Annotated in this window: 13 protein-coding genes; 11 read left to right on the forward strand and 2 right to left on the reverse strand. The window is 37.0% G+C overall.

Going from position 1 to position 18,168, the window contains the following annotated elements; genetic code table 11:
• Nucleotides 1-394 precede the first annotated feature (394 nt).
• Genes C0W29_RS07995 through pcp form a run of 3 tightly spaced genes read left to right on the forward strand, consistent with a single transcriptional unit; the run spans nt 395 to nt 2,652 of the window.
• On the forward strand, nt 395-1,102 hold the full coding sequence (locus tag C0W29_RS07995) for a DUF969 domain-containing protein (protein WP_045045230.1): 708 nt from the start codon (nt 395-397) through the stop codon (nt 1,100-1,102).
• Nucleotides 1,095-2,000: a DUF979 domain-containing protein gene (locus C0W29_RS08000; RefSeq protein WP_045043060.1), complete on the forward strand. Its 906-nt coding sequence runs from the start codon at nt 1,095-1,097 to the stop codon at nt 1,998-2,000. Before C0W29_RS07995 ends, C0W29_RS08000 begins: the two co-directional genes overlap by 8 nt.
• 13 nt (nt 2,001-2,013) lie before the next feature.
• On the forward strand, nt 2,014-2,652 hold the full coding sequence (pcp, locus tag C0W29_RS08005) for a pyroglutamyl-peptidase I (RefSeq protein WP_045043059.1): 639 nt from the start codon (nt 2,014-2,016) through the stop codon (nt 2,650-2,652).
• Between the two features lie 26 nt (nt 2,653-2,678).
• On the opposite strand, the gene C0W29_RS08010 is transcribed toward pcp, so the two are convergent.
• Together C0W29_RS08010 and C0W29_RS08015 are read right to left on the reverse strand one after the other, a co-directional pair.
• Nucleotides 2,679-3,794: an HD domain-containing phosphohydrolase gene (locus C0W29_RS08010; RefSeq protein WP_052957637.1), complete on the reverse strand. Its 1,116-nt coding sequence runs from the start codon at nt 3,792-3,794 to the stop codon at nt 2,679-2,681.
• Nucleotides 3,795-3,964: 170 nt separating this feature from the next.
• The gene (locus tag C0W29_RS08015; RefSeq protein ID WP_045043058.1) at nt 3,965-4,636 is read right to left on the reverse strand and encodes a hypothetical protein; all 672 of its coding nucleotides are present in this window, start codon (nt 4,634-4,636) and stop codon (nt 3,965-3,967) included.
• A 349-nt stretch (nt 4,637-4,985) separates the two neighbouring features.
• Here C0W29_RS08015 and C0W29_RS08020 point away from each other — a divergent pair, with 349 nt between their 5' ends.
• The 8 genes from C0W29_RS08020 to C0W29_RS08055 all read left to right on the forward strand — a co-directional run bounded on the left by C0W29_RS08020 (nt 4,986) and on the right by C0W29_RS08055 (nt 17,588).
• A complete protein-coding gene (locus tag C0W29_RS08020) occupies nt 4,986-5,183 on the forward strand; it encodes a hypothetical protein (protein ID WP_045043057.1) in 198 nt (65 codons plus the stop codon).
• Between the two features lie 309 nt (nt 5,184-5,492).
• Nucleotides 5,493-9,029 carry a pyruvate:ferredoxin (flavodoxin) oxidoreductase gene (nifJ, locus tag C0W29_RS08025; protein ID WP_045045231.1) on the forward strand — a complete coding sequence of 1,179 codons (3,537 nt, stop codon included), beginning with the start codon at nt 5,493-5,495 and terminating at the stop codon, nt 9,027-9,029.
• Between the two features lie 767 nt (nt 9,030-9,796).
• A complete protein-coding gene (gene kdpF / locus C0W29_RS21985; RefSeq protein ID WP_158260016.1) occupies nt 9,797-9,886 on the forward strand; it encodes a K(+)-transporting ATPase subunit F in 90 nt (29 codons plus the stop codon).
• 2 nt (nt 9,887-9,888) lie between these two features.
• On the forward strand, nt 9,889-11,544 hold the full coding sequence (kdpA, locus tag C0W29_RS08035) for a potassium-transporting ATPase subunit KdpA (RefSeq protein ID WP_045045232.1): 1,656 nt from the start codon (nt 9,889-9,891) through the stop codon (nt 11,542-11,544).
• A gap of 9 nt (nt 11,545-11,553) precedes the next feature.
• Entirely contained in the window at nt 11,554-13,671 is a 2,118-nt protein-coding gene (gene kdpB / locus C0W29_RS08040; RefSeq protein WP_080895410.1) for a potassium-transporting ATPase subunit KdpB, read from the forward strand.
• Nucleotides 13,672-13,681: 10 nt separating this feature from the next.
• Nucleotides 13,682-14,242, forward strand: coding sequence for a potassium-transporting ATPase subunit KdpC (gene kdpC / locus C0W29_RS08045; protein ID WP_045045233.1), 561 nt, complete (start codon nt 13,682-13,684; stop codon nt 14,240-14,242).
• Between the two features lie 11 nt (nt 14,243-14,253).
• The gene (locus C0W29_RS08050; RefSeq protein WP_080895420.1) at nt 14,254-16,887 is read left to right on the forward strand and encodes a DUF4118 domain-containing protein; all 2,634 of its coding nucleotides are present in this window, start codon (nt 14,254-14,256) and stop codon (nt 16,885-16,887) included.
• Between the two features lie 11 nt (nt 16,888-16,898).
• Nucleotides 16,899-17,588 (forward strand): response regulator, encoded by a 690-nt coding sequence (locus C0W29_RS08055; RefSeq protein ID WP_107174042.1) that lies wholly within the window; start codon nt 16,899-16,901, stop codon nt 17,586-17,588.
• Nucleotides 17,589-18,168: the final 580 nt, after the last annotated feature.

The raw sequence follows: 18,168 nt of genomic DNA on the forward strand, positions 1-18,168 counted from the left end.
TTTGGTATCCGCTGTTGCGGGATGGTCAATTGAATTGTGCAAAATATAATCCACTACTAAATGATATTGTATGCACAAAATATCAATTATTATGCGTTGATTATCAATTTGATCTTCTTGTTGTGACCATGAATAGCATTATATTCCATATAGGTTATACGAATATTTATCGGCAGTTGGAATAATACAGGGTTTTAATTGCATCTTTTTTATAAATATATGTTTATTAGTTTGTTTTTTATTTTTTCATGTTACTTTTCCTCGCAAAATTTAACTGGCAACGATAAATTTAATTTCGTAATCTCCGCTAAATATTATGACTATTAATAAAAACAACAGCACGCTAAGTGCGTATCTTTTGATTGCATACAACATAAATAAAAGGAAGTAGAAAATGGTGGATTTATGGCCATTAATTGGTGTGGTGATTATCACCGCGGGATTAGCATTTAAATTAAATACCTTGTTAGTGATTCTAACAGCAGGTGTTGTTACTGGCTTAGTTGCTCACATTCCATTGTTTGAAATTTTATCTATTTTAGGTGAGTCATTTACAAAAAACCGTTATATGTCTTTGTTTATCCTTATATTACCTATGATTGGTATTTTAGAACGTTATGGCTTACGTCAGCGTGCTGAAACGTTAATCGGCAGTATGAAAAGTGCTTCAGTAAGCCGCGTGTTATTGACCTATCTTGCACTACGTAAATTGACCAATGGTATGGGATTACATTTGGGTGGACATCCCTCAATGATCCGTCCGTTAATTGCGCCGATGGCAGAAGCTGCGGCAGAAAAACAAGTCGGTGAGTTAACCGATAAGCAAAGTCAACGAATCCGTTGTTTATCTGCCGTGAGTGAAAACTTTGGTAATTTCTTTAGTCAGCTATTGTTCATTGGTGCTGGTGGGTTGTTATTGATCAAAGGTGTTATGGAAGACAACGGTATTCAGGTTGAACTTGAGCAAATGTATTTGTGGGCATTACCGACAGCAATTGCATCTTTTGCTGTATTTGCTGTGTGTTGCAAATTGGAAGATATGCGATTAGCGCGTCATTCGGTAACACAATCAGTGGCATTAAAGGAGCAGGATAATGCTTGAGTATGTTTATCAAACTACCGGTTTATTGTTGATTGCTTTTGCTGTGCAAAGCTTCGCCGATAAAAATAGTGCTAAACGTTGGGGTACAGGAGCATTTTGGCTTATTTATGGTATCACTTTTATGTGTGGTCCATTGATGCCTCATTGGGTAACAGGCTTATTAGTACTGGCGTTAACCTTGCTAGCAACTGGCGGCTTTATGGGGATAGGTACTTATAACAGTACAGATGATAGCACTAAAGCTAAGAGCGCAATTACCCTTAAAAATAAACTGTTTGTTCCTGCTGTATTGATTCCTATTGGTACGATTGTGATTAGCCAATGTACTGATTTAGGTGCGTTAACTGGGCTGGGTATTAGTTCGGTGTTGGCAATTGGTTTAGCTTTAGTGATCACCAAAGGAACTGCTGCACAAAGTATCAATGAAGGTCGTCGCTTAATTGATGGTATTGGTTGGGCGGCAATATTGTCACAATTTTTAGCCGCTTTAGGCTATTTATTTAGCCAAGCTGGTGTTGGTGATACCGTTTCACAATTGGTTAAAATGATAGTGCCAGATAATAACTTGCAAGCATATGTTGTGGCTTATTGTGTTGGTATGATGTTGTTTACAGTAGTGATGGGGAATGGTTTTGCCGCTTTTGCAGTGATCACGACCGGTATTGGTATTCCGTTATTGATTATTGAGCAAGGCGGTAACCCTGCCATTGTTGGTGTATTGGGAATGCTATCAGGTTATTGCGGTACATTAATGACACCAATGGCTGCTAATTTTAATGTTGTACCTGCGGCATTATTGGAATTAAAGAATAAAAATCAAATAATTATCACACAATGCCTACCTGGTTTTGTGATGTTAGCCTTCAATATTGTATTAATGTACACATTGGCTTTTTAAGGTACGAATAATAATGAAAAAGATATTAATAACCGGATTTGAACCTTTTGGTGGTGCAGCAATTAATCCTGCATTAGAAGCTGCTAAACTATTAGATGGTGTCGCACTTAACAATGGTGAAATTGTTATTTGCCAAGTGCCAGTAACACGTTTTAAAGCGATAGACGCTGTTATTACTGCAATTGAGCACCATAAGCCTGATTTTGTTATTACAGTAGGTCAGGCTGGTGGGCGTGCTGGTATTACACCAGAACGTATAGCAATTAATATTGATGACTTCCGTATTGCCGATAACGAGGGTAATCAACCGATTGATCAACCTATTGTTGTTGATGGCCCTGATGGGTACTTCTCAACGTTGCCAATTAAGGCGATGACGCAAGCATTACAACAAGCAGGTATTCCGTGTCAGGTATCAAACACTGCGGGTACCTTTGTCTGCAATCACTTATTTTATGGTGTACAGCATTACTTACGTGATACTGCTATTGGACATGGGTTTATTCATATCCCACTATTACCTGAGCAAGCAGCTCTAACGGATCAGCCAAGTATGTCATTAGAGATGATTGCTGAAGGTTTGAAAGTAGCCGCTCAAGCTGTGATTGATAATGAACAAGATATTCAATTAATTGGCGGCACTATTTGCTAGATATACCAGATGTATTGATTTAAGAGCTACGCTTGTAGCTCTTCTTCAATAACATCAGGATAACGGCTTTGAATCAGGGTGACTTTATCGAGCGAGTGTAAAATCGCATCAATACACAGAGGATCGAATAGCGTTCCGGAGCCATTAATTAAATACAGCTCTACATCTTCTATTGACCAAGGTTTTTTATAAGGTCGATTACTTAATAGTGCGTCAATAACATCTGCGACTGTAACAATCCGTGCTTCTAATGGAATATCGGTTCCTTTTAATTTAGCGGGGTAACCCTTACCATCATACCGTTCATGATGATGACGAATGATGTTAAGAATGATATTAAGTTCCTGATGATTATCATATTTAAATGTGGTTAATATATTAGATAATAATTGACAACCTAATTCAGGATGTTGATTCATTATATCTCTTTCGTGATCGGTATATATTTCAGTCGAATATAAAATATCTTCTGGAATTAAAGACTTTCCAATATCATGCATATCGGAAAAATGATAAACCGAATCAACAAAATTACCGTCACATTTTCTTTTTTTTGCTAAATAGAGTCCAATTAAACGACTATATTCAGCGACTCTTTTTAGATGATTTTGAGTCTCAGGATCTTTATGGTGACTTAATAATAAGACGGTTTTAACAATAGAATGAAATGCCCTTTTATTATTAAAATCATCAGTAATAAGTAAGGTAATAAGAATAGAGAAAGTGGTGAAATAATCAATTTTATCGCTGAAGAAATCTTTTACTTTAGCATTGATAAATAATACCCCGATAAAGGTACCATTAGTATAAATTGGACATGCCATGCTTGAAATACAATTGCTTTGTAATAATCGCAAATGAATGCGTTTTACTGACGATTGATGAGAAAGCATATTATCAATAATGCTTGGCTCTAATGATGTTCTCATTTTACTAAGGCGGGGTGATTGGCTAATTGATGCAATAAAAGTTGGAAAATTATCACCGTAATCAGGACTACGATATACAGAGTATAGGTTATCGTGATCATCGATATGTGTTACTGCAATACCAATAATTTCAGGATAAATTTTTTGTGCGGAAGACACAAAGAGAGCTAACCGCTCTTGGAGAGAGCGTTTAGTATTTAAAAATGAATACATCAATAAGTCCTTTTTATGATCATATGCATATTGATTTATATTTGATCAAAGGTATCGACTTGTATAGTTATTTATTCATTAATAATATGAATGTTAGGTATTTATCATAACTGAGACAGAAAAAGGGATATTAGCGCTGTCTTCTGCCTTATCCCATTGATTAAAATTAACTATTGCAATATTACTTTCCCTGCGGAGTTGGTCGACCAACTGTATGTTTGTTCATCTTTACCTGTAAGTTTTGCTTGGCCATCATACAGTGAAATGTATTGATTATTGTTATCTTCGTTGTATTTTAGAGGATGAGCTTCTAAAGTTTCGGCCGTCCAATAACTTGCATTATTATCTCTTTCATCAATGTAGAAACCACGGAAAGTGACGGTAGGCGCTAGTGGGTCATTGTCCACGAAGTTGATTTCATTATTATCACGTAAGCTATAAGCAATGATATCTGTGCTGATAATTGGTGCTCGAAATTTAACTGCGTTGTCGGTTTCGATTTTAAAGGTATTGGTCGATTTTTTACTCACATCAAGTGTGCCTTCAATAAGCGTTATTGTTGAATACTCAGTTTTATTTGCTGTGGCAATATACTCAGCGATATTACAGCTAAAGTTTGAAACGTTAGGATTAGTAGCTACTGCTGCATCAAAACATTTACCTGCAATATTAATTATTAGCGTATTAATATCAGTAGAAATTTGTGCATAATTTTGCTTTTGTTCATTTGTTAATGCGGAAATATCTAATCCGACTTTATCAACAATAATATCTTCACCATCATTTGAGTTACATCCTAATAGTGTTGTTGTTATGAGTGCGGTTAAAGCAAGTTTATTCATGATATCTCCTTAGGTATATTTGTACTATCACTGTGATTTAATATTAACTATTTTCCTATCTTAAATAACGATATTTACAGGGTGGGTTATTGCTATTAAATATATTTTTATTTTTAATATTAGAAGTTTATAGTATGAGTATTATGTTGTTGTGATAAATTGTATTTGTTTTAATTAGAAGGTTAATGATAGTCACTTGTTGTTATTATGTAAATATTTCATGGTGACGCTTTTGTTATTAATTATAATAAAGATGTCTTGAAAATATTATAAAGCTAATTTTTTGATTTATTATTTAAAATTCATAAAACGAAAGTATCTTGAATACAAGCCTCGAAAGATGAACTGAGTGACGAATTTATTCCAATTGGGGTGTTTTAAACGTGCTCAAATACCTACCAGTGTTAATGCAAGTCCTAAAACCCATAATCTGTGTGAAAACTTAGTCGAGCGTTACACACTTACAGCCTCGGAAAAGCATGAAGTAAAAAAAGTTAACATTGGTGCAATGAACGTCGAGATTCGTTTAGATCAAGGGCATGACTAACCGACTTGTTGGTGTCAGACTGGTTACGGTTTCAGGAACTGTTCAGATAGTAAGGACATAATGTTAGTCCTGTTTGGTAGGGGCTTGTACCTTATCCTTATATTATATTTATACGTATTAAGTAAAAATTAACACTAATTTAATACATTAGTATTTACCCTTATTTATACATATTTGATGAGATATAGCTTAATGAATCCAGACAATAAGTCATATAACACTTATATATTATTATTGGTACTAGGCATTAAGGTAAATATATAACGATCACACCAGCTAAGAAGCTGGCCGTAACTTAAGGTTAATTAAATGAAAATACTGGACGGTAATGGCGCAGCAGCGGCAATTGCTTATAAAACCAATGAAGTCATTGGCATTTATCCAATCACCCCAAGTTCTTCTATGGCAGAGGCTTGTGATCAATGGGCGAGTCAAGACATGCCAAATGCGTGGGGTGATGTACCGCGTATTATGGAAATGCAGTCTGAGGGCGGTGCTATTGCAACGGTACACGGTGCCTTAATGGCAGGCAGCCTAGCAACCAGTTTTACCTCATCTCAAGGTTTATTGCTGATGATCCCGTCGTTGTACAAACTTGCTGGCGAATTAACGCCGTTTGTATTGCACGTGGCAGCTCGAACTATCGCAACCCATTCCTTATCAATTTTTGGTGATCACTCTGATGTGATGTCCATTCGTCAAACAGGTTGTGCATTATTTTGTGCCTCTTCTGTCCAACAAGCACATGACTTTGCATTAATCTCACAAGCAGCGACATTAAAAAGTCGTTTGCCATTCGTGCATTTTTTTGACGGTTTCCGTACTTCGCATGAGCTGAACAAAATTACCGAAATTTCAGACGATGTGATCCGTGAGATGATTCCAATAGATTTGATGGAAGCGCACCGTGATCGCGCGCTAACGCCAGATCGCCCTATGCTTCGCGGTACAACCTCCAATCCAGATACTTTCTTCCAAGCGCGTGAAGCGAGCAATCCATGGTATGACCAAGCGGCAGATCATGTGGTTGATACCATGGCGCAATTTGCAGAGCTAACGGGGCGTCAATACAAGCCATTTGAGTATCACGGTCATCCTGACGCTGAGCGTGTGATCATCGCGATGGGTTCATCGATTGGTACTATTAAAGAAGTGGTTGATCGTGAGTGCTCTTTAGGTCAAAAAGTGGGTGTGTTAGCGGTTCACTTGTACCGTCCATTCTCAGCTAAGCATTTCTTAGAGGTATTACCTGTAACGGCAGAGCGTATTGCAGTACTGGATCGCACCAAGGAGCCGGGTGCATTGGGTGAGCCTTTATTCTTAGACATAATGGCGACCCTGACCGAAGCTTTCCAGCTTGGACAACGTGCTACTTTGCCACGTGTGATTGGTGGACGTTATGGTTTATCCTCTAAAGAATTTGCGCCAAACTCAGTCGCTGCTGTCTTTGAAGAGTTGACTCAACCGTTATTGGCGATGCGTTCTCGGTTTACGGTCGGCATTAATGATGATGTAACTCACCTTAGTTTACCGTTGTTAAGTAACTATCCGTTGCTTCACACTCTCGGTTATAACAGCATTATGTATGGTTTGGGTAGTGATGGTAGTGTTAGTGCTGCAAAGAGTACCTTGAAGTTGTTAGGTGACCATACTGACGAATACGTGCAAGGGTATTTTGTTTACGATTCGAAAAAAGCGGGCAGCATGACGGTGTCACATTTGCGTAGTCGTCCATACCCCATCGATTCAACCTATTTAATTGCTTATGCAGATTTTGTATCGTGCAGCCAATGGAGCTTCTTAACCAAGCAAAACATGTTGGATAAATTGAAGCATGATGGCATTTTCTTATTGAATAGCCCGTACGATGCTGATCACGTGTGGGATCATTTGCCGTTTGAAGTGCAAACTGAAATTCTCGCTCGTAACGCACGCCTTTACGTTATTAATGCAACCGACATTGCGCACAGCACTGGCATGGGTCAACGCATTAATACCGTAATGCAAATGGCAATGTTGTGGTTAACAGAGCAGTTACCACAGTCTGGTTTATTGGCGTTATTGTCAGACACCATTGCGAAGACCTATTGCAGTAAAGGCGAGAATATTATTCAAGCCAACATTCGTGCGTTAGAGCAAACCTTAGAGCGTTTACAAAAAGTGGAGACGACTCAAGCCGTGGCTAACGGTGAAATGTCACCACCACCAGTGTCTATGGAAGCGCCTGATTTTGTGAAAGCCGTAACGGGCGTGATGTTAGCAGGTAAAGGCGATGAATTGCCTGTGTCTGCTTTCCCACCGGATGGTACTTGGCCTACGGGAACCAGTCAGTGGGAAAAACGCAACATTGCCAATGAATTGCCTGAGTGGAAAGCCGATTTATGTACTCAATGTAATTACTGTGTGGCCGCGTGTCCGCACTCTGCGATTCGTGTGAAAGTGGTTGATCCTGTTGTATTGGAAGGTTCTGAGTTGGAATCGATCCTATTCAAAGGCCGTGAGCGCAAAGGACAATCTTACGTGCTGCAAGTCTCACCAGACGATTGTACAGGTTGTAACCTTTGTGCGGTGGTTTGTCCTGCGAAGAGCCGTACCGAAGAAGGCGTTAAGTCATTAAACATGGTGCCAAAAGTGGATCCAGTCGATGACAAACGTTCTTTGTTTGAAGAGTTCTTAGGCTTACCAGAAGTCCAACGTAAAGAAATGGAACGCATTGATATTCGCAATATTCAATACGTTCAGCCACTGTTTGAATACTCTGGTGCGTGTTCGGGGTGTGGTGAAACGCCATACATTAAGTTGTTGAGCCAGTTATTTGGTGATCGCTTGCTGATTGCTAACGCAACGGGTTGTTCTTCTATTTATGGTGGTAACTTACCAACCACGCCATACACCAAGGATGCAAATGGACGTGGACCAGCGTGGGCGAACTCATTATTTGAAGACAATGCCGAATTTGGTTTGGGTTACCGTTTATCGGTGAATCATCACCGTGAGCGTGCGAAGCGTTTGTTAAGTGAGCAAGGCGAAGCCATTCTCGGTGCCGAGGCGCGCGATGCCTTGTTAGCAACCCCAGAGAAAAGCTACCCAGAGTTCTACCATCATATTGATCAACAGCGTCAAACCATTGAGCAATTGAAAACGCAATTAGCCGGTCAAGCAACCGCAGAATCTTTCTTAAATTCCGTCGATTACTTGGTTGATAAGTCTGTGTGGATCATTGGTGGCGATGGTTGGGCGTATGACATTGGTTTTGGTGGTTTGGATCAAGCTTTGAGTACGGGGGAAAACATCAATATTTTGGTGTTGGATACTCAGTGTTACTCAAATACAGGTGGTCAACACTCCAAAGCCTCACCAACAGGCAGTACCACTAAATTTGCCGTTAATGGTAAATCGCATAAACGTAAGAACTTAGCTGCACAAATGATGATGTACGATCACGTGTATGTGGCACAAGTGTCGATGGGCGCTCAGATGAATCAGACAGTGAAAGCATTCCAAGAAGCTGAAGCATGGAATGGTCCATCTTTGATTATCGCTTACAGCCCTTGTGAAGAGCATGGTTATGACTTAGCTAACGCCTTTGATCATCAGAAATTGACAACGGAAGGGGGCTTATGGCCACTTTATCGTCATCAACCGTCTGAAAACGGCAAAGGCAAGTTCAACTTAGACTCAAAAGCACCCAAGGCCGATGCCTTGAAGCAGATTTTGAGCTCCGAGCGCCGCTATAAGAAAGTCATGAAAAATGATGGGGCGGATTTCTTAGCCGATATTGAACAAGCTGTCGATGCTGAGTTTGGTTACTGGACGGCGGTCAGTGAACACAATAAACAAAAATAAAGTATCGGTGTAGATGATTATTTTTATAGATGTTCGTAAGAGCATCTATTTTTTTATCTGCGCACTGTTTAACGTTTTTCTACTAAGCTGCATTGTTGTTTATATAATCACATTAATGATAAGAGTAATAGAGATAAAAAATTCAACATTAATTATCGACTTTAATATGATTATGTTTTAGTCGTATTTTTGAAATGAAATTATCAACAATAATATTGAGTACCTATTGTGTTTGTTTTTATTGAAATTACAACGTAATAATTAATATAGTCCACATTCAATGTGATCTAACTATTTAGATCTTCTCTATTTACGTTTTAAAATGAGAAAGTTTTACTGGGAATTCCAAACGTAATTAAATAGTTAAAAATGGTGGGTGTAATATAACCTGCTGTAATTATATTGGTGAAAATAAAAACAGTATTTTCATATTCATTGCGGTATGTGAAATGGTATTGAGCGAATATTGTTGCTGGAGAGAAGAGTTTCATCCTTCATTATTATGAATAGGATAAAAATTATTGGAGGATTGTTAAATTTTTTAGAATAACTTCTCGAAGTATTTCTCTTTGTGTTTTTCCTATATAACAAATAAAAATAGAGAACATTCTCTACTCCTGTGATTTACATTTGTTAATGTAAAAATACACAAGATTTATACGGTGAATGTCTGTTTTTATACAACAATAACATATGTGATTGGATATTATTCTTATCCAGAGTGGGGTGTGTTGTTAATTTAATAAAATATAAAGGAAAGGTTTATTGTGTCTATATTCAGCATCTTTGGATTAATAGTTACTGCTGTAACTTTTGGTTATTTATTTTATGTGTTAATGAATCCAGAGGAGTTTTAGTTATGAATGGTTATTTATTATTAGCTACCTATTTAACAGTATTATTTCCTTTAGGATGGCTGCTTGCAAAGCCGATTGCTTATTTAATCGACACTAAAAAAACAACGCCAACAGAATGTTTTATTTTAAAATGGCTTCGTATATCTGACGAAGGAATGAATTGGAAGCAATACGCTCTAGCTATATTTACCTTCAATATATTAGGTTTTATTGTATTATTTGCAATTTTATCAACACAAGGTTATTTACCTTTAAATCCTCAACATTTATCAGGGCTATCATGGGATCTAGCTTTTAATACGGCAATTAGTTTTGTGACTAATACGAACTGGCAAGCTTATGGTGGTGGAACAACCATGAGTTACTTTAGTCAAATGGCTGGCTTAACAGTACAAAATTTCTTATCAGCTTCAACAGGTATTGCTGTAGCTTTTGCTTTTATTCGAGGGTTAACTCGAAGTCATGGTAAAGATTTGGGTAATGCCTGGATGGATTTATTACGTATTACTATTTACATATTAGTACCGATTTCATTTGTACTTGCTATTTTAATGGTTGGTCAAGGTGTTCCCGATAATTTTATGTCTTATGTAGGTTATACCAGTCTGCAAGGGCATAGTGGAATTATTCCTATGGGCCCGATTGCTTCTCAAGAGGCAATTAAAATGCTAGGTACTAATGGGGGTGGTTTTTTTAATGCAAACTCAGCACATCCATTTGAAAACCCAACTTACCTTAGTAATTTCATGCAAATGCTGGCTATCTTCATTATTCCAACGGCACTTTGTTTTGCATTTGGTCGAGTAGCAAAAGATAAACGACAAGGAACTGTCTTAATCGCAGCAATGACAGTTATTTTTATTGCCGCAGTAGTTTGGGTAATGAAAGCGGAAAGCCAAACATTATTAATTAATGGCCATGCCATGGTCGGTAATATGGAAGGAAAAGAAACTCGTTTTGGCATTGATGTCTCATCTCTTTTTTCTGTTATTACTACCGCGGCTTCTTGCGGTGCAGTGAGTTCGATGCTTGATTCATTCACAGCACTAGGTGGTTTAATACCAATGTGGCTTATTCAATTAGGTGAAGTTATTTTTGGTGGTGTTGGTGCTGGTTTCTACGGCATCATGATGTTTGTATTCTTAACTGTTTTTATTGCAGGTTTAATGATTGGTCGTACACCTGAATATCTAGGTAAGAAGGTTGAAAGTTTTGAAATGAAAATGACTGCGCTAGCTATTTTATGCGCACCATTATTAGTTCTAATTGGTACTGCGATTACCGTTACTTATGGAACTGGAAGCATTCAAGAGTCGGGCCCTCATGGTTTTTCTGAGGCGCTTTATGCTTTGTCTTCTGCTGCTAATAATAACGGTAGTGCATTCGCTGGATTTTCTGCAAATACAGTATTAATGAATTTATTAACAGGTTTTTCCATGTTTGTCGGACGCTTTGGGGTTATTTTTCCCGTATTAGCAATAGCTGGCAGTTTAATAGTTAAGCCATGCCAAGCTGAAACTTCCGGAACTTTATCAACCAATGGTATTCAATTTATTGGTTTATTAGTTGGCACAGTCTTACTTATAGGTGCATTAACGTTTATTCCAGCCTTAGCTCTGGGACCTGTCGCTGAGCATTTAATAATGGCAAAATTTTAGGAAATAAAAATGAGTGATAATTTAATTCAGAATGAATCCAATCATTCAAAAAAAATAAACTTTGAATCGAGTCAACCGAGGTTTCAAATTAACTCAAAGACACTAAAGTTTGCAATGATTGAGTCTTTTAAAAAGCTTGATCCACGAGTTCAATGGCGAAATCCGGTTATGTTTATTGTATACATAGGAAGCTGGATATTAACGTTTGCAATGATTGCAATGATGACAGGTTTAATTAAAGGAAATATTTATTTTACAGTATCCGTTGATATGTGGTTATGGTTTACAGTTCTGTTTGCTAACTTTGCTGAAGCTTTAGCTGAGGGAAGAAGTAAGGCTCAATCAGATTCGTTAAAACAGCTACGTAAATCGGTTACAGCTAAGAAATTAGCAACCTCAGACAGTAAGAACATAACTGAAGTTTCAGCGGATGATCTTCGAATGGGGGATATTGTTCTTGTTAAAAGTGGAGATACTATCCCCTGTGATGGAGAGATCATAGAAGGAGGGGCTTCGGTTGATGAAAGTGCAATTACAGGGGAGTCAGCACCTGTCATTCGCGAATCAGGAGGTGATTTCTCTTCAGTAACGGGTGGTACTCAGGTCTTATCTGATTGGTTAATTGTGCGTTGCACTCAAGAAAAAGGGAATAGCTTTTTTGATAGAATGATTGCAATGGTTGAAGGTGCTCAGCGTCGAAAGACGCCAAATGAGATTGCATTAACTATCTTATTGGTTGCCTTAACTTTAATCTTTTTGTTAGCAACAGTGACTTTAGTTCCATTCTCTAACTATGCAGTTTCGGTTAGTGGTCAAGGTGAGCCTGTAAGTTTAACCATTTTAATCGCTCTTTTAGTTTGTTTAATTCCAACAACCATTGGCGCCTTATTATCAACGATTGGTATCGCTGGCATGGGGAGAATGGTTGGTGTTAATGTTATTGCAACATCAGGGCGAGCTGTTGAAGCTGCTGGTGATGTAAGTGTTTTACTTCTTGATAAAACAGGAACTATTACCCTAGGTAATCGTCGAGCAACGTGTTTTTACCCTGTCTCTGGTGTATCAATAGAAGTACTCTCTAAAATAGCACAATTATCATCCTTGGCAGATGAAACGCCAGAAGGTCGTAGTATCGTTACTTTAGCAGAGAAAAAATATGGCCAAGCTGCTTGTGAGTATAGCGATATAGAAGCCACATTTATTCCATTTACAGCTCAAACAAGAATGAGCGGTATTAATATTGGAAATCGTCATATACGAAAAGGGTCATCAATCGCAATTGAACAATATGTTCAAGCTAATGGTGGATTATACCCACCACACACAAATGAGCTAGTAGAACGCATTGCTAAATCGGGCTGTACGCCATTAGTTGTTGCTGAAAAAGGTAAGGTGATTGGTGTTATAGAGCTAAAGGATATTGTTAAACCTGGTATGAAAGAAAGGTTTACCCAGTTACGGAAAATGGGTATTAAAACTATAATGATTACTGGTGATAACAAGCTAACTGCTTCTGCAATTGCAGCAGAAGCAGGTGTTGATGACTTTTTAGCAGAAGCAACTCCTGAAAACAAATTAGCATTAATTCGTGAATATCAAGAACTAGGGCATTTGGTTGCTATGACAGGCGATGGCACTAATGATGCACCCGCCTTAGCTCAAGCAGATGTAGCAATGGCGATGAATTCAGGAACTCAGGCAGCCAAAGAAGCTGCGAATATGGTAGATCTTGATTCAGATCCAACAAAATTAATAGAAGTTGTTCATATCGGTAAACAAATGTTAATGACAAGAGGATCTTTAACAACGTTTAGTATTGCTAATGATGTGGCTAAATATTTCGCGATTATTCCTGCTGCTTTTGTAGCGACATACCCAGCTTTAGATGCATTAAATGTGATGCATCTTGGATCTCCTCAATCTGCGATTTTATCAGCAGTTATCTTTAATGCGTTAATTATTATCGCTTTAATTCCATTAGCTTTAAAAGGTGTAACTTATAAAGCTATGTCTGCGGCATTACTATTGCGACGAAATCTATGGTTATTTGGATTAGGTGGTCTACTTGTTCCATTTATTGGTATTAAGATTATTGACTTACTTCTTAATTTCTTTCACTTAATGTAAGGGGAATAAAATGAATCAATTACGAGCAGCTTTATCAAGTTTTATTTTGTTGTTTTTACTGGTTGGTGTAGTTTATCCGGTTTTAGTTTATGGGGCATCTCAGTTAGTTTTTCCAGAGAAAGCGAATGGTAGTTTGATATATATAAACAATAAAGTAAAAGGGTCTCAATTACTTGGTCAACAGTTTACTGAGCCTAAATACTTTCAAGGTCGCCCTTCTGCAAATCAGTATGATGCAGAGCAATCAGGTGGTAGTAATTTATCTCCATTAAGCGTTAAGTTTGCAGAAGAGGTCGCTAATCGTCGTAAAATATTAAAATCAGAAAACACCATGCAGAGAAAACCTGTCCCTCAATTATTGTTGACTGAATCAGGAAGTGGATTAGATCCAGATATCTCACCCGCAGCCGCTTATTGGCAAGTTCTGAGAATTGCTAAATCACGTCATATTAGTGAGCAATATGTACATGAATTAATTAAAACGATGACTAAAGTACCTAATCTGTCTTTTTTGGGGCAACCAACCGTTAATGTATTGGATCTAAATTTAGCTTTGGATAAAGGAGAGTAATTGTGCTTCAAATGGATGATGAACGTCCAGACCCACAACAGTTTCTCGCTGAGGTTAAGCCTCGGCGAGGAAATTTAAAGATTTTTTTCGGAGCTTTTGCGGGCGTAGGTAAAACTTATGCAATGTTAATGGAAGCTCAGCAACTTAGAAAACAAGGTGTGGATGTTATTGCTGGTGTTATTGAGACCCATGGTAGAAAAGAGACTTCCGCTTTATTGTATGGGCTTGAAGTAATTCCCTTAAAAAAGATGAAATATCAAAAATATAAACTTTTTGAATTAGATATTGATAGAGTTTTGGCTCGTAGTCCCTCAGTCGTTTTAATTGATGAGTTAGCTCATAATAACGTATCAGGATCGCGTCATGAAAAACGCTGGCAAGATGTTGATGAGCTATTAGAAGCGGGCATTACCGTATATACCACACTTAATGTTCAACATTTAGAAAGCCTTAATGATGTCGTTGGAGGTATTACTAAAATTCGAGTTCAGGAAACAATTCCGGATAGAATTTTTAATTCTGCTTATGAGGTCATATTAGTTGATTTGCCTCCAAACGATTTACGTCAAAGAATGACTGAAGGGAAAATATATTTACCTTCTCGAGTTGGAACGGCAATAGATAATTTTTTCAATAAAGGGAATTTAACAGCATTGCGTGAGTTGGCATTACGCTGTACTGCTGATTGTATTGATGAACAACGAAGGTTAATCCTAGGAAAAAGTTATCAACCAGATTTTCATGATTCAATATTAGTGTGCCTAAATACTTTTGGTAATAATGAAAAATTAATACGTGTTGGCGTACGATTAGCGCGACAATTAAAGTCTCAATGGCATGTGGTTTATGTAGAAACACCTAAATTACACAATTTACCTAACAGTAATCGATATGCAATTTTAGATGAGTTAAAATTAGCAGAGAAACTGGGGGCAGAAACCGCAATATTAGGGGATCCAAACCCTGAGCAAGCTTTAGTACGCTATGCTCAGAGACATAATCTAGGAAAGATCGTACTTGCGAGAACCACTAAATTCCGTTGGTGGAAAATTTTCTCCCAGACATTGGTTTCAAAAATGTCAAAGTTAGCACCAGATCTCGATTTTATTACAATTGCTTTAACATCAATCGAGAAGGTTGAAAAAGTATCTCTTATTTCTATAGATAAGCATCAAAGACAATTACCAGCAATTTTAGTTGCATGTGGGTTATGTATTTTAACTACTACAATTAGTCTGATTTTATTTCATCGAATTGATCACGCTAATATAATCATGCTTTATATGTTGGCTACCGTTGGGGTAGCTTGGCGATTTTCACAACGAATCGCTATGTTAGCCGCTTTTATTAATGTTTTTTGTTTTAATTGGTTTTTCGTTGAACCTTATCATTCATTTACAGTGAATAACTTACAGTATTTATTAACTTTTATAGTGATGTTAATTGTTGGGACGTCGATTACTCGATTAACACATAGTTCTCGACATCAAGCTAAAATATCTCGCCATAGAGAAGAGAGAACAAGGCAGTTATTTGAATTAACTAAAATATTAAGTAAAGCTGAAGATCATCAAGAAATTATAAAATTAGCAGCGGTGAAACTTAATTATATTTTTCAAGCTAACGTGAAATTTATTTTGATAGATGAGAATAACAATCTAAAACCAGATAATAATCCAGATTACGACATGGCGATTGTTTCTTGGTGTTTTAATAATCAAAAACCAGCAGGTATTGGAACTGATACTTTACCTAGTTCAGACCTTTTTTATCAGCCATTGTTTAATGGAACTGATATGATGGGAGTTGCTGTTATTAAAGTAAATAATCCTCGCTTGCTGATGATTCCTGAGCAAATTAGACTTCTTCATACTTGCGCATTATTAATCGCTCAATCATTGGAGCGAGTGCGTTCTATTAAGTTAGCGGAGCTAGCTAAAATTTCAGTTGAAACTGAAAAAATGCGAAGTACTATGCTGTCATCATTATCTCATGATTTGCGGACACCATTAACTGTATTGCTCAATCAAATTGAATCATTACATCAAAAATTACATGATCAACCGGAGTTAGCAACTCAAAGTAAAGAGATCGTAAATCAAGTAAATACAACGATAGCTTTATCAAATAATGTAATGGATATGATTCGATTGGAAGCTACTGGCTTTACTTTACAAAAAGATTGGCAAGACTGGGGTGAGTTAATTTCAGCATCATTAAGTCAATTTCCACAATATGATAATCAAATAAGCGTGGCATTGGATAACGAAATACCATTAGTCAGTTGTGATGCGTTACTTATTCGGCGTGTATTAGTTAATTTATTAGAAAATGCATTTAAGTATGCAGGCAGCAATGCTCAAGTTGAACTTCAAGTTTACCTAGATGGAGGTTGGTTTAAAATTAATGTAATTGATAATGGACCAGGAATAGAATTAGGAAAAGAAAAAGAAATATTTCAAAAGTTTTATAGAGGAGGAAAAGAGTCCAAGATTACTGGTTTAGGGCTAGGTTTGGCTATTTCTGAAGCAATTATTATAGAACATGAAGGGTACATTATTTCTTATAATTCTAATAAAGGTGGAGCCGTATTTAGCATACGATTACCGTATTATGAAGTACCTACCATTCCAGACGACATCTGAAAGGAAAAATTGTGGAAAATAGAGTGTTAATTATTGAAGATGCAGAGGAAATTTGCCGCTTTGTCAGTATGGCGTTAACAGACAAAAAATGGCTTGTGTCTGTTGCTACTTCATTAAATGAAGGGTTAAGGGAAGCAAGTACACGACAACCTGATATTGTTATTTTGGATTTGGGGTTACCTGATGGTGATGGTCAGCAATTTATTGTTGATTTTCGTTCTTGGAGTCAAGTTCCAATAATAGTTTTATCAGCTCGCACCGAAGAAACTGAGAAAGTTAAAGCATTAAATAATGGAGCAGATGATTATTTAGCTAAGCCATTCGGAATGGCTGAGCTTATCGCAAGAGTAGAGGCTTCACTTCGTCGTAGTTGTCAAATACCGATGACCTCTAGTGAAATAATTCGACTATCGGATGTTGTAATTAATAAGAGATTAAAAACGGTAATAAAAGATGAGCATTTAATCCATCTTACGAAAACTGAGCTTAAATTATTATTAGTATTATTGGAAGAGCCTGGGAAAGTTCTTACTCAATCTTATTTGCTAAAGAAAGTATGGGGACCATCTTTTATTGAGCATGGGCACTATGTGCGTACCTACATGCGCCGATTACGTAATAAACTTGAATTAGATCCTACTCGTCCAAAACATTTTTTAACTGAGGTTGGAATTGGTTATAGAATATGGCTCAATGATTAAATTATCCAAAGTAGAAAAGTTATTATTAATGGTGAAAAAGGGTCTAATTTGATTAGATCCTCAATAAGTTGTTATTTGATTCATATGGGAGGATTTTATTGGTATTTTTATTAAAATCTAACCAAAATTGGAATTAATATAACAGCGTGTACGATTATCTTTTATCCTTGAAAAAGTTGAGATGTTTCGTCATGATCAATTAGTTTCTATATCTGGTTTCTCTGCTGTTCTCACTATTACATTAAATTCATTACTTTTAGATCGAACAATTATTGGATGATGGACATCCAATTGTTGAACTATTTTTACCGATAAGTCTAATGGTAATAAGGGAAATTGTTCTCAGATATCGATTAAAGAGTCGCAATACTCAGCAAGATAGAAGAAAGAGAATCCGTGTTCAGATAGGGTATGATGAATGCGATTAATTTTAATCCCATCGATCATACCACTATTCCCATGAGAACTTACGTCTTGAACACGAATCCAAGGCTTGTAGGACTCCTTCCCAACAAGCTCTATTTTTGTCTTAATACTCGCTGAAAATAAGATAAAGATTCTAATCTTCTACGTTTAGCCA

This window comes from Photobacterium kishitanii (genome assembly GCF_003026355.1).
Classification (GTDB): domain Bacteria; phylum Pseudomonadota; class Gammaproteobacteria; order Enterobacterales; family Vibrionaceae; genus Photobacterium; species Photobacterium kishitanii.

Bases quoted from the DNA above. Each gene is read 5' to 3' on its own strand.
- C0W29_RS08015 (WP_045043058.1), bottom strand. From the start codon at position 4,636: ATGAATAAACTTGCTTTAACCGCACTCATAACAACAACACTATTAGGA.
- kdpB (WP_080895410.1), top strand. From the start codon at position 11,554: ATGAGTGATAATTTAATTCAGAATGAATCCAATCATTCAAAAAAAATA.
- pcp (WP_045043059.1), top strand. From the start codon at position 2,014: ATGAAAAAGATATTAATAACCGGATTTGAACCTTTTGGTGGTGCAGCA.
- nifJ (WP_045045231.1), top strand. From the start codon at position 5,493: ATGAAAATACTGGACGGTAATGGCGCAGCAGCGGCAATTGCTTATAAA.
- kdpA (WP_045045232.1), top strand. From the start codon at position 9,889: ATGAATGGTTATTTATTATTAGCTACCTATTTAACAGTATTATTTCCT.
- C0W29_RS08010 (WP_052957637.1), bottom strand. From the start codon at position 3,794: ATGTATTCATTTTTAAATACTAAACGCTCTCTCCAAGAGCGGTTAGCT.
- C0W29_RS08050 (WP_080895420.1), top strand. From the start codon at position 14,254: ATGGATGATGAACGTCCAGACCCACAACAGTTTCTCGCTGAGGTTAAG.
- C0W29_RS07995 (WP_045045230.1), top strand. From the start codon at position 395: ATGGTGGATTTATGGCCATTAATTGGTGTGGTGATTATCACCGCGGGA.
- kdpC (WP_045045233.1), top strand. From the start codon at position 13,682: ATGAATCAATTACGAGCAGCTTTATCAAGTTTTATTTTGTTGTTTTTA.
- C0W29_RS08000 (WP_045043060.1), top strand. From the start codon at position 1,095: ATGCTTGAGTATGTTTATCAAACTACCGGTTTATTGTTGATTGCTTTT.